This is a genomic window from Acinetobacter sp. AS167, from assembly GCF_037152175.1.
Taxonomy (GTDB): Bacteria; Pseudomonadota; Gammaproteobacteria; order Pseudomonadales; family Moraxellaceae; genus Acinetobacter.
On record NZ_JBBCMP010000005.1, the window covers coordinates 172,039 to 184,289 of the forward strand.

Below are 12,251 nucleotides of genomic sequence, written 5' to 3' on the forward strand. Positions count from 1 at the left end.
TTATTTAGAAATAGAATTCTAATAACATTTATGAGATTTTCAATGATATTTTTTTATTTTATAGTATTCATATTTATAACTTTACATTCATAGACTTAAGTCGACTATTTCACTCAAGTTTCAACGTCTTTAGATAACCTATATTCGGGCTGTATTTATATGTTAAATATATTTTCTAATTTCTTAGTATTGATGACTTAAAATGGCTATTACATCGTATCAAATATAATAGCCAATCAATGTTTTAAGAAAAATCTAACTCTTTTTCAAAAATACGAAGCTCATGTCTTGCCATCGCTAAGTTCGATTTTTGGCGATCTAATACCAGATATAAAAATAAATCGCTATTCTTTTCAAGTGGTCGTAATAAATGGTATTGCTTCCCAAGTGTGATCAAAACATCATCAATCGTATCTTGCAAATTTAATGCTTTTGCTGTTTTAATTTTTGCTCTCAAAACTTCCGTATTTCCCGCAGCAGCAAGTTCTAAATCGATCCCCGTTCCTTGAGCGGCAAGTGATAATCCACTGGTATAGTCTACAAGTGCTGCTGCTGTGAATCCATCAATTTCCGCTAATGGATTTAAGTCAATTTTAGCCATTATTTTTAACCCCTTTATTTAATATAAGATGATTTATATAGATTTATAACGCTCTATAACAACATAAAAATATCATAAAATGATAATAAAATATTATATTATTATAATAATATGTAATTTTTTTACTGTTTTTCAGCACCTTTACATACAAAAAACCCTCTTATGAGGGTTTTATCAAATTTTTAAATTTCGTTAGCTTAGCGCTTTACCAACGCTTACACTCTATTTCAGATCACAATATTCCACTTGATCGAATCATATCTAAACCTTTAGCTAAGTTTATAATTTTATCTGCTCTCTTTTGATTGACAAATAGTAGAAGAGAAATCTGAAAAAGACTTCAATTCAAAAATTTACTTTGGATCTTTAACATTCACTCAACGCCGCCATATCATTGTGAAAATAAAATAGCCAGAAGCGCTATTGTTTAAAACCACAAAATTAGTCGTCACTCTGCTTGAATGATATTTTCATTTGTTTAAAAACCAAGCCAGATGCTATAAAACCGAGGCATCCAATAACGATAAACTCAACAATAGCTTCGATTAAACCTAGAACAAAAAAAACTATGGATAAGACTACCGATACAGTAAAAACGATCTTCCCAAACATTAGAATTAAGCCACTTTAAAGATCAATGTAAATTTAACTATAAAATCATAGTATATAAGTTTTATGAAATTAAAAAAGTAACGATAAATTTCTGTGTAATCTTGACTGTACTTAGCTCAACGGCTGTCTATGTTCTCGAATTGTAGTCTTGCTTTAATCCCCGTAATTTTTAGATAAAAGGTCCTGTTTTTTAAAAGAAATCTGAACAAATGATCAACTAATTAAATTTAACTATCCATCAACTATTTTTAAATTAAGTTATGAATTTGGCAGATCTGCTCTTTTGGAGATGGAATCCCTAAGTTTATATCGATCAACTGCGATACAAATATTATGCGCAAGCTGAAGATACGCCAAAGTTAGAATACGATATCGGCAATAACTGCAGAATCAAGATAAAAAATCTTTTGTATTTTTAAGAATTTAAATGCACTTTTCATGTAGTACCACATTAATGATCAGGAAATTATTGATCTTGTCATGATAAAATCATTTTTTAAAAAGTAATTCAAAAATCGTTTGGAAGAATTTTTCATGAAACTTATAGTAATTTTATCTACTTTTATGGTTTTACTTTCTGGTTGTGCTGCAATGAGTGTTGAACAATGTAAAACTGCGAATTGGTTTAACGTTGGTGAAAAAGATGGCGCTGCTGGAAATAAATCCCATATAGATAAATACTATTCTTCTTGTAAAAAAGCCAATATTATTCCTAGTCAAAATCTTTATGAAATGGGTTATCTAAAAGGTTTAGGGGCTTACTGCCAACCTGAAAATATCTTTTACGAAGCTTTAGAGGGGCGCGGTAATTTTCGGGTTTGCCCGGCAGAGAAACGCGAATCCTTACGTCATTATTTTCAAGTCGCCAGTAACTTTTACTATGCGAATACAGAATTTAATACTTCACAGAATAATATAGATTACTATCTTGGAAAATTAGACAGTAAAGACCTGTCTAACAAAGATCGTGATGACTATAAAAAGAAATTATCTGACCTCCGAAGCAATAGCAGTCAAGTACGCTCACGTTACCAAGATGCGCTTCGGAATCTAGAACGTTTTAAAGCAGAACATCATCTCTATTAGATTTAAACAAAATCACAGACATATACTCACTGATGATTGCAAACGCCGCTTGGAATAAATCATTCAAATAAAAAAGCCCCACATCACTGTGAGGCTTCCCCTTAATTTTTGCGCTGATTAAGGATTATTGTATGTTTATTCACTATAATGAATTAACAATCACGGTTTTACTAAATAACGTGAAATGTGTCAATTTAAAACATAAAATAAGCATGTTTTACAGCTATTCACCATCATTCATTGATACAGACTTGTTTTCTTAATGGACTATCTTGAGGAAGATCGCCATTAGACGAACCAATACCATGCGTAATACCATTTTCATCATAAAATGACAAATATGTATAGGTTTTATTTTCATCACAGTCTAGATAAGTGATCATTTTCATATATTTAAAAGAATTACCCTGCCTATCCTTAGCAATTCTCAACATAACTGCTTTATATTTAAATTGGTCCAATTCTGGCTCTCTTTTTACAAGAAAAAGGGATTTTTTAATTTTAGATGTATGCTTATCATCTAGCTCTTTTTTAAACTTTTTAATATCTAATTTTTCTTCAAGAAAAGTTGGTTTTATTGGATCAGCAAAGCTAAACTTCGAATTCAATATAAGAAACGCCAAGACAAATTTTTTCATCATTGATTTAAATGTCATATGCAAAGAAGTTTAATCTCATAAATTAAAGCCTTAATTTTAGATGGGTGCACTCGCTCAGTAATTTTAAAGACTTATATCAATATCGATGTTATTGGCAATGTCAGAAACAATATCTTTACCCGTATTCACAATCAACCGACCTGCTTCCACAATCAGATCAACAGCATCCAATGGATTGATCGAATTCACGATATCATTCATTACGCTAGAATCTTTTTGCTGTTGTTGAGATTGCTGTTCTAAATTTTCATTTTCTAGATTACTCACTTTCTTCTCTCATAAAAATCATAAATCCTATCGGGTTATCTCATAGATTTCCAGCACGTGATTCAATACAGGTGAAATATGCCCAACTCACTCATAACACCAATCGCTAGCATTTATTAACTGTCTTTATCAAAGATATGTTAAGTTGAAGTTTGATCTTGTATATTTATTTTTGACTAGTATTTAAGCGATATAATAAAACTAAGCTAACTATTTAAATAATTTTCTAATTAAGCCTATCCTGTTTAAAAATCAAATCCTATCAAAAAATAAAATATAAATCGTCAAAATGTCGAAATAAAATTATTCTTATTTTTGGAAGTATAAAAACTCGCAGTTATTTAATTCCAAAAAACAGAAAATATTTTTTCTTCGCCTGTATTTCTAATCTTAACTTTATACCCTGCTTTCTTAAATTCCTCACCCAAATTAATTATTTCATGATGAGTGAAATCTTTAGTGATATATTCACTTATAAACAGCTCTCCTTGATCCGCTTTTAACCGAATTTGGGTCTTCAAAAAACTTTTAAGCTGATCAATTGAAAAATACAGCATGTGATTTGAATCTATTTTATTGTCACTCATTTTTGGTTTTGGCATTAAAAAAACTCATATTAAAGAATGTCAAAAATATTATGATCAACTTAACTTTGAATTGAGTATAAATATTGAAATATCATGTATTCGGTTGAAATCAATCTATACGATTATTTTTTAACAACTTTTAAGCAATGATGACAAACTTCCAACTCACCATCTTTACAATAATGTGTTTCAATTACGCGATGAAAGCCAAAAATACATTTTATGAATTGAATCAAAATCAACTCCTCCATAGGGTAAAAGCTCACCTCAAGATGAGCTTTCCCAGCCAGCAATTTTATTATGGAAGCCATATTCCAGTTGGAACATTTCCCAATAAGTGTACGAGTAATGTTAAAGCTACAAACATGAAAAAGAAAAATGCAATGCTTATTGATTTGTGTATCATGATTTCACCTCCACTTTATTGTTGTTTCTTTTTTATACAATAAATCATTTAAAATATCAAATAATTTAAATAACTTATAATTTATTTTTTACCATTTGTTAAAATTAACCTTTCGATTGCAAAAAGATTGCAAAGCTAAAACTAGCCTAATCAACTCAAATTTAAGATACAACTGGGGTATAAGGTCTACCTATTTCAGTGAATTTATTCGAAACTGCAATTCTCGTATGCACTTCATTGACCTGACTTAAAAAGTACTTTGCTGATAATTTATCTCCTAATAACCTAATTCAGTGCATCTTGGTTTCAACCAAACTTCGAAGATGATAGCCTGACCAATTTTCCCACATTGTCCTCCCCAAATACTTAATCGTTCTTAGTTGTTGTTTTCTCTTTAATGTATGAGCTTTTGTATCTTTCCAAGGCTTTGCATTTTTTCTCGACAGAACGATAGAACGTGTATGTCTATCTGAAATCACCTATCAACAGTATTTTTTGTCATAAGCTCCATCCGCATAGTTGGAATCTATATGTTTATTTTTGGAATTTAATCAAGTAAATCCCTTAATACTTTTGAATCTCCCACGATATTTGTAGTGAGCTGAACAGCACGTATTTACAATGTTTTAGTATCAATACCAATGTGGAGTTTACACCATTGTCGACAATATTCAGGCTAAGGTTTTTTACGCTTCCATTCTCCTTCAACTAAAAATTTCATACCTGTAGAGTCAACTCATAGGTGAAGTCCATCTCTGCTTTGTTCTAAGCTAATTGCAATATCAGTATACTTTTGTCTTCCAAAAAGGGTTGAATAATTTGGTGCAGTCCAGTCTAATCTGCAAAGACGAACGAGACTTTGAACAAATCCTGTGGTTATTCGTAAAGTTAAACGAAAGAGAGATTTAATTATTAAACAGTACTGAATCGCTTTATCTGAGTAGGTTTGATTTCGTCCTTGATTGTGTATTGATTGTGCATAGCGCTGAGTAATTGGAATCAAACCAAATAGTGATATTGCGACAATTAATTTAAATCTTCGCAGTATACTGCTCATGTAAGGAAACCAATTCGTTATACGATATATTTTGGATGCAGACTCATTCATCTAAGAGTTATATTGCTGAATGAGCCTTTAGAGATAGCTTTGTGCAACTAAACCAAAATTAACTACCAAATAATAAAAATAAGAGAATTCATAGATTATCCTAAATTATAGATATCTGACTTTAAACCAAATATTCCAAGGCAAAGCTGACTGATATAAAAAAGGCACATTTGCGCCTTTTTTATATCTAAAGTATATTTAAACAATAATATTTAGTTTTTTAGTAAATAAGTTTTAATAATTTCATTCTCATCTAATATCATCAACTCATCAGCTACCCAAAAAATATAAAACTCGTTTTTAAACTTAATCTTTCTTTTCGAATAGTTTGTTACTGAGTCTGACTGGTTAGCTTTTACTTTAAAAGACTTTTTATTATCATGTCCTAGCAGCTTACTTCCGTGCCAAGGTCCACCTATACAAATATTCATAATGTTTGAATTAAAAAATGTGGTCTTGAATGTACATTTAAATCGTGGAATAAACAATCTATACCTTGGTATAAATTTTAATCAAAAACTTACTCTCATAATTCGTCCCTATGGTGCATTATTTAATACTTTATCAGCTAAAGCTAAAAAACCAGCTCAACAATTTACGATAGCAATTCCTAATATTGACTCCCTCCAAAAATAACGTGATAAAAATCACATTAAACACACAATATTTTTGAAATAAATAGAACAATTCATCTTATTTCCAATTTAATTATTCTTATTTCCTATTTTTAAGTAGAAGTCAGAAACCGATTGTTTATTGTCTAACATAAAATTAATCAACCCACCTAAAAAAGGTGGGTTGATTAAAGACTTAGATAGCAAGTCAAAGTGAAAAGCACAACCTTCTTCACTGATTAAATTTTACACAATTCATATTAACATTCAAATAAAATATTTTACCTTTTGGTAAATCTTCATATATGTATCGTCAACTTTATGTAACAGCCTCATTATTTAGACTAGAGAAATCAAAGATTTTGTGCGAAAAAAGCTAAATCATCAATCTTTATAGATTCACAACCCTCACATTTTCTATTCTAAATTTATCTCATATTATGCATATAAAACCAAATAAAATACTGATATATATACTATTTTATTTAAAATAATAGAACTTGATTTTTTTTGGTTATTTTAAACACTATTAAAAAAAAGCGATTTTGAAATATTCAATACTCACTGATGACCATAATGCTCATTGGCATTTATTTTAAAGATAACACAAATAAATATTCATAAAGAGAGGGTCATGTGGGTATGTAAATCATACAAAATGATAGAAAAATAGAATAGGTTCACTACAATAATAATAGGAAATCTTGCATGTAGCCAGTCAGACACTAAACAATGAACTTAAATTCAAATTTCCCTTTATAATCAATTTCATCCAAATAATCTTTAATGTCATGCGCTATATTTTTAAAAGTATTTAAAACATCACTTGGTGGATCAATCATAACTTCAATTTTATAATTTTCATCTTCTCTATTTATAGTATGTGTATATGCACCATCACAACTCATTCTTAATTCTAGATCATGCTCAATCTTTTTAGTTAAGTTATTTGTTATCAACACAATTTTTGAAAATCTATGCATATTCCTTCTTTCCATAATCAGATAAAGAATCTCGCAATTCCAACCAAAAATCCTTTTTAATTAAAAGTTTGATCAGTCAGAGAAGCGATGGCGCTTGAGCTACGATTCACTATATCGTATTTTATAGATATAATAATTCAGGTTTAGTAAAATAATCAACTGTTAAAATTTAAAAGATTCTACTATTATGAGATTTCTTTCTCAAAAAATTAAATTTTTTAGAACTTTTATAGATAAATTATTATAATTAATAATAGCACATTTAAATAAAAAATTTAATAATATCAAAAATATACATAGGATAATTTTATCAAAAATCATTGTAACATTTCAAATCATGTTCTTAAACTTCAATTCCCAATAAGACTCTATCGATCTGAGCTTGATTAATAAGATTGTGGCTTAGTAGATTTCTTAAACAAGTTAAATGGATTAGATTGAATCAGGCGCACTGTCGCAAAGGGTCTAGCTTTATTGGTAATAAAGAAGCTCAAGCAACACTTGATGCTGAAAAATCCAGTACAGATAATACTAAATAACAAACAATCCAAATGCTTCAAAAAACGGCTTTAGCTGGAGTGAATGCAATTGTTGGAATGGCGAATGTTGTAGCTGGTGATGTTAATGCGAGAACTCAGTCGAATAACGAATATTCGGATAAAGCAGCGATTAAAGAAGGGGCTAAAGGTAAAAAGCAAATAGATTTTTTAAAAACTTATTGGGGCATGGTAGTTAGAATCGGAAAACATTTGATGTTAAACCAGAGTATATATTAGCTCAATTTTCAGGTGAAACTGGGTGGGGAGAACATATAAATCCAGGGGCAAAATTTAATTTGGGAAATATTATGGCAGGTTCTTCTTGGAAAGGAAAAACGGTGAGAGCATGGGATAAAATAGAAAAGTCCTACGACCCTTACAGAGTTTATGACAGCCCTGAACAATTTGCAGATGACTATATAAAAACAATAGCAAAAGCAGGATGATATAAAACAGCTAAAGGTGCAAAAACTCCTGAAATGTTTTTTCAGTTCTTAAAAATTCAGTTTATGCTTCCTATAAAACTATGTATCTAAAAATTTTACCATGGTCAAAGATGTTAGTCAGCGCCTTAGTCTTAACAATGTATCTCAATCAGATAACCCATCAAAGCCTAAAACTCCGATTAACAAGGAGATACTTTCTAAATTTGCTCAAAATGCAGAAATTCCAGACAATATTAAACCTGTCTTTCCTAATTTCTATAATACTCAGTCATCTAATCGTAATGTGAATATCAATTAGAAAACAGATATTCACGTTAGCGGTAATTCTGATCCGATGTTGGCAACTCGAAATGTTCGTAATGAACAAGACGCTGTTAATCTGCAAATGACTAGAAATTCTAAGGGAGTGAAGGTTTAGTTAATTAATACTCACTGGTGTATCTGATCTTTTGAACTCTTTGCCATATTCAGAGTATTCATTATCTTGAATTGAATAACATGTTTTTACATTATCATAATCATCTCGATAAGCAAAAATACTTCCTTGAGTGCATAAGAGTGAATTATTAACTGAGTATTGGGTTACGGGAGGTTTTCCTGTTAAATCTCCTTTTTTATCTTTAAAACCTAGAATTCCATCTCTTAAAGGTAAAGCTAAGCCATTTTTTGTATCTAAAGCAATAAATCTAAATATTTGAGGTGATGAGCTTAGGTTGAGAAGAATGTACTTTTGGTTAAAATTAGGTTTTTGTGTTTTTAGAGCATTTTTGTATTTAGCCACGTTTACTTTTGAGCAAAAGTTGAAATCATCATAATCAAATTGGCATTCGGTTGTAGCTTTGTATGGAGCATTAGCCCAAGCCCCACCACTAATTAAAAGAGTTAAAAGGAATAGTTTTTTCATTTGTTTGCTTCTCTAAAATTGTGTTTACTTGATTAATTGATAGGACTAAGGCGACCAAATAATTTAAAATCTTTAGCTTTAACCCAACCTGAAGTATCATTGCCGTTTTTATCTATATACATTACATAAAGCCAAGTTTGATTTTCGTTCTTAAATTCCTGATAAGCTATAACTGAATCATTCTGAATAATAAATACACCTTTCAACTTACATTCGCTTGATGGTGCTGAATGAAAATATGATCTAAATCCCTTTGTACCTTGAACTGTATAGGAATACTTTGTTCCGTAATGCATGCCATTATCATCTGCTATCTTCGATAGGTAATCACATGTCTTAGCCCAAGCCCCGCCGCTTAATAAAAGGGTAAGAATTATTAGTTTTTTCATTTATTTTCATCTCTAAAAGTGTGCTTACTTGATTAATTAATAGGACTGATACGATCAGATATTTTTAAGTCATTTTCTTTAATCCATCCTGAAGTATAAACTCTATCTTTAGAGCCATACATCACATAGATCCAATTGTGGTTATCATTAGTAAACTTTTGATAACCAACCACTGAATCATTAGGAATTAAGTAAGTCTTAGCATATTTACATTTATTCGCCGGTGCAGAATGAAAGTATGCTCTATGTCCCTTTGGTCCTTTAACAACAAAGCTGTATTCAGTTCCATAATGTATGCCTTTTTTATCAGCTATTCTGTTCAAATCTTCACAACTTGCCCATGCCCCAACACTAAACATACAACAAGCAATTAAAATTAGTTTTTTCATTTATGGATCCCTTTTTTATTCACTCTAAGATAGATTTTTTACTGAAAAGAACAAGATGCAGTTAATTTATAAATGACTAGAAACTCGGGGGAATATTTTTCATGAAACATATTATCTTTTTTAGCTTAATAAGCCTTATAAGCTGTTCAGTAATTGCTAAAGATTGCCTTGAATTGGTATCCTCTACAAATATTAGAGATATGCTATTCTAAGAAATTAAACTCGGCAGCAAAGAAACTGATTTTAATATATCAGAGTAAATAAAAACTCTTGAACCTGACTATAAGCAGCAACTAATAAAAGCTCAAAGGCTTTGGGTGCAATTTAAAGAAGCAGACTGTATCATGAGTTAAGTTATTCAACCATGATACACATACACACGATGATACAAGGATCGATCTGCTGTATGTGTTTATGATAGTTTATATAAAGCAATAAAAAATCCCTAAATCATTATAATTTAGGGATTTTTTAAATCATACAAAGCTATTTGAGTTTATATGACTTTAATATCTTGGTAGGTATATCCAGACTCGAACTGGAGACCTCTACGATGTCAACGTAGCGCTCTAACCAACTGAGCTATACACCTGAAGTGCTGAGAATATTATTCATTTTTTAATAAGATGACAAGCCTTATTTCTTCACTTTTAATGCATTCGCACACTCTTTAAGCAATTTCTTGATATTTTTAATATCCTGTTGATTTTCATTACCTAAATAGACAATTTTTTGAAAAATCTGATTCACTTGCTCAAACAGATGTTTTTGTTCAGCCCGCAAGGTTAAACGCTGCATCCATTGTTGAAACGTTTCTGCTTCTGCTTTTTGATCAACCACAGATAATTGATGATTAAATTGAGCAATGATTCGCTCAAGTCCTGACATTTGACGAATGCGCCAAAATTGCGTCACGCCCCAATAGATCAACAGTAATCCAAGAATTCCAAAAATTAAAACCAAACCATAACTATAGGCCGATGTTAAGCCAAGTTTCTTCATCCAGTCGCTTTGCTTCTCTGCATCGTAACCGACAACCTTACTCTGCCATTGAAAACCAGCATAGTCACTCCAAACACGCAATGTTCTAAGCAGCGATGAATGCTGAAAACGCAAATTTGAATAACCCGCATCACCAAAAATCGAACGATCATCATTCATCACATTTTGCATACCACGATCAATACGTGTTGGTGCAATGATGGCTGTTGGATCAATGCGTTGCCATTGCCCGTGTTGGTAAACCTCAGCCCAAGCATGTGCATCTAACTGGCGTACTTCCCAACTTTGACCATCAGGAGACAACTCACCGCCTTGGTAGCCTGTGACTACACGCGCTGGAATTCCAACATAACGCATCAGCAAGACAAAGCTTGAGGCATAATGTTCACAAAACCCCTGCCGTGATTGAAATAGGAACTCATCAATGCGGTTATTCCCCAACCTTCCTGGTGCAAGTGTATAAACAAAATTTTCTTTCTTGTACCAGTTCAATACATTCTGAATATAAGCTTCATGATTGGACTGGCTCTGCTGATACAGATTTAAAGCAAACTTCTGGGCCTGTAGATCATTCTTTTTGGGATAACTGAGGTTGTTTTTCAGCATCATCTGTTCAAAATGTGCATCTTGAATATCTCTAACCTGACTCCCCACCCACTGCAATTCAATTGGCTGGGTACGCTGTACCAGTCGTTTAGGTGTAATCGACCAATCTTGGTGTAACTCAAAACGTTGTTCTATTGGAATGGACTTTTCTAAACCGGTAATCCATTGCTGACTTGGATCACTGGCAAGATATTGATAATGAAATCCATCAAGATGCCCTGCGATCTTGGAATACGCTTTTACCTGTTTATTGGCAAACTCACTTGTCCACGTTGTACCATCATAACGATCAAGCACCATCGCACGCCAATATAGTTCATTACGGTTTGGTAATTGCTTCATATTGCCAATAATTCGAAATGCCAATGCACTAGACTGTGAAAGCTCAGCGATATCACCTGGTGACATGCGATCACTCAATCCCGTTACCGCTTTATTATTGGGAATGGGGATTTGCCAAAGTGGTGGCAACCGCGGGAAAAACATAAACAGTAAAACAAAGAATGGCAAAGCTAATGCAATAAATTTAACAATATGTATTGAATCAGTTTTAAATGACTGAAAAATCGGTTGATCTATTTCAAAATTAACGATTTGTACACGATATAGCCCAACCAAGCTACTGATTAAACAGCACAAAACTAACAGTGCCATCCAAAAGGCTTGGCTGTGTAAAAACAAACTGGCACTGACGAATAAAGCGAAGTTAAACAGAATAATGAAGTCTCGTTTTGATTTGGTTTCAAGCGCTTTAGCAAATAAAAAAGTGGAGAGAACGGCTGTCCCTGCTTCTACGCCTAAAAATGTGCGTGAATCAAAATAAATGATGAGCAAAGCTAAAAGTGCAAAAACTAATTTTGGGATTTGTGTAAATAATCGAGGCAGATTATAGACTTGATGTTTATTAGTTTTGTCATAATACAGCGCCAAAGTCATTATATTAATGAGGAATAAAATAGACAATGCAATAGGCATATAAGCCAGTTGTGCCAACCAAATTAAACTCAGCACAACTAAAATTGAAATTTGTATCGATTTATTCATTGTTCATCC

At 31.7% G+C, this 12,251-nt stretch carries 13 protein-coding genes, 1 tRNA gene and 1 pseudogene; 4 read left to right on the top strand and 11 right to left on the bottom strand.

Going from position 1 to position 12,251, the window contains the following annotated elements; all coding sequences use genetic code 11:
• Nucleotides 1-244 precede the first annotated feature (244 nt).
• On the bottom strand, nt 245-601 hold the full coding sequence (locus tag WFN33_RS11145) for a roadblock/LC7 domain-containing protein (RefSeq protein ID WP_336953159.1): 357 nt from the start codon (nt 599-601) through the stop codon (nt 245-247).
• 1,146 nt (nt 602-1,747) lie between these two features.
• Here WFN33_RS11145 and WFN33_RS11150 point away from each other — a divergent pair.
• On the top strand, nt 1,748-2,299 hold the full coding sequence (locus WFN33_RS11150; RefSeq protein WP_336953161.1) for a DUF2799 domain-containing protein: 552 nt from the start codon (nt 1,748-1,750) through the stop codon (nt 2,297-2,299).
• Between the two features lie 233 nt (nt 2,300-2,532).
• Here WFN33_RS11150 and WFN33_RS11155 read toward each other — a convergent pair whose 3' ends face one another.
• The 5 genes and pseudogenes from WFN33_RS11155 to WFN33_RS11175 form a co-directional block, all read right to left on the bottom strand.
• Nucleotides 2,533-2,940, bottom strand: a complete 408-nt coding sequence (locus WFN33_RS11155; protein ID WP_336953162.1) for a hypothetical protein — start codon at nt 2,938-2,940, stop codon at nt 2,533-2,535.
• Between the two features lie 81 nt (nt 2,941-3,021).
• On the bottom strand, nt 3,022-3,225 hold the full coding sequence (locus tag WFN33_RS11160) for a hypothetical protein (protein ID WP_336953164.1): 204 nt from the start codon (nt 3,223-3,225) through the stop codon (nt 3,022-3,024).
• Between the two features lie 341 nt (nt 3,226-3,566).
• On the bottom strand, nt 3,567-3,827 hold the full coding sequence (locus WFN33_RS11165; protein WP_336953166.1) for a hypothetical protein: 261 nt from the start codon (nt 3,825-3,827) through the stop codon (nt 3,567-3,569).
• A gap of 552 nt (nt 3,828-4,379) precedes the next feature.
• A pseudogene (locus tag WFN33_RS11170) lies at nt 4,380-5,326 on the bottom strand (IS5 family transposase).
• 1,339 nt (nt 5,327-6,665) lie between these two features.
• Complete coding sequence (locus WFN33_RS11175; RefSeq protein WP_336953168.1) at nt 6,666-6,923, bottom strand: hypothetical protein; 258 nt, start codon at nt 6,921-6,923, stop codon at nt 6,666-6,668.
• Nucleotides 6,924-7,474: 551 nt separating this feature from the next.
• Between WFN33_RS11175 and WFN33_RS11180 the strand changes: the two genes are divergently transcribed.
• Nucleotides 7,475-7,699 (top strand): hypothetical protein, encoded by a 225-nt coding sequence (locus WFN33_RS11180; protein WP_336953170.1) that lies wholly within the window; start codon nt 7,475-7,477, stop codon nt 7,697-7,699.
• Nucleotides 7,693-7,908: a hypothetical protein gene (locus tag WFN33_RS11185; RefSeq protein WP_336953265.1), complete on the top strand. Its 216-nt coding sequence runs from the start codon at nt 7,693-7,695 to the stop codon at nt 7,906-7,908. Before WFN33_RS11180 ends, WFN33_RS11185 begins: the two co-directional genes overlap by 7 nt.
• Nucleotides 7,909-8,326: 418 nt before the next feature.
• Here the strand turns inward: WFN33_RS11185 and WFN33_RS11190 are convergent, their stop codons facing one another.
• Genes WFN33_RS11190 through WFN33_RS11200 form a run of 3 tightly spaced genes read right to left on the bottom strand, consistent with a single transcriptional unit; the run spans nt 8,327 to nt 9,590 of the window.
• Nucleotides 8,327-8,812 (bottom strand): hypothetical protein, encoded by a 486-nt coding sequence (locus WFN33_RS11190; RefSeq protein WP_336953172.1) that lies wholly within the window; start codon nt 8,810-8,812, stop codon nt 8,327-8,329.
• A 32-nt stretch (nt 8,813-8,844) separates the two neighbouring features.
• Complete coding sequence (locus WFN33_RS11195; protein ID WP_336953174.1) at nt 8,845-9,201, bottom strand: hypothetical protein; 357 nt, start codon at nt 9,199-9,201, stop codon at nt 8,845-8,847.
• 32 nt (nt 9,202-9,233) lie between these two features.
• Nucleotides 9,234-9,590: a hypothetical protein gene (locus tag WFN33_RS11200; RefSeq protein WP_336953176.1), complete on the bottom strand. Its 357-nt coding sequence runs from the start codon at nt 9,588-9,590 to the stop codon at nt 9,234-9,236.
• A gap of 260 nt (nt 9,591-9,850) precedes the next feature.
• Between WFN33_RS11200 and WFN33_RS20435 the strand changes: the two genes are divergently transcribed.
• A complete protein-coding gene (locus WFN33_RS20435; protein ID WP_419327541.1) occupies nt 9,851-9,943 on the top strand; it encodes a lysozyme inhibitor LprI family protein in 93 nt (30 codons plus the stop codon).
• Between the two features lie 162 nt (nt 9,944-10,105).
• On the opposite strand, the gene WFN33_RS11205 is transcribed toward WFN33_RS20435, so the two are convergent.
• Both WFN33_RS11205 and WFN33_RS11210 read right to left on the bottom strand, forming a co-directional pair.
• Nucleotides 10,106-10,182 (bottom strand) — tRNA-Val (locus tag WFN33_RS11205).
• Between the two features lie 44 nt (nt 10,183-10,226).
• A complete protein-coding gene (locus WFN33_RS11210) occupies nt 10,227-12,242 on the bottom strand; it encodes a transglutaminase family protein (protein WP_336953178.1) in 2,016 nt (671 codons plus the stop codon).
• Nucleotides 12,243-12,251 lie beyond the last annotated feature (9 nt).

Coding starts and splice junctions, on each gene's coding strand:
- WFN33_RS11200 (WP_336953176.1), bottom strand. CDS start 9,590: ATGAAAAAACTAATTTTAATTGCTTGTTGTATGTTTAGTGTTGGGGCA.
- WFN33_RS11165 (WP_336953166.1), bottom strand. CDS start 3,827: ATGCCAAAACCAAAAATGAGTGACAATAAAATAGATTCAAATCACATG.
- WFN33_RS11175 (WP_336953168.1), bottom strand. CDS start 6,923: ATGCATAGATTTTCAAAAATTGTGTTGATAACAAATAACTTAACTAAA.
- WFN33_RS11145 (WP_336953159.1), bottom strand. CDS start 601: ATGGCTAAAATTGACTTAAATCCATTAGCGGAAATTGATGGATTCACA.
- WFN33_RS11210 (WP_336953178.1), bottom strand. CDS start 12,242: ATGAATAAATCGATACAAATTTCAATTTTAGTTGTGCTGAGTTTAATT.
- WFN33_RS11150 (WP_336953161.1), top strand. CDS start 1,748: ATGAAACTTATAGTAATTTTATCTACTTTTATGGTTTTACTTTCTGGT.
- WFN33_RS11190 (WP_336953172.1), bottom strand. CDS start 8,812: ATGAAAAAACTATTCCTTTTAACTCTTTTAATTAGTGGTGGGGCTTGG.
- WFN33_RS11180 (WP_336953170.1), top strand. CDS start 7,475: ATGCTTCAAAAAACGGCTTTAGCTGGAGTGAATGCAATTGTTGGAATG.
- WFN33_RS11155 (WP_336953162.1), bottom strand. CDS start 2,940: ATGATGAAAAAATTTGTCTTGGCGTTTCTTATATTGAATTCGAAGTTT.
- WFN33_RS11195 (WP_336953174.1), bottom strand. CDS start 9,201: ATGAAAAAACTAATAATTCTTACCCTTTTATTAAGCGGCGGGGCTTGG.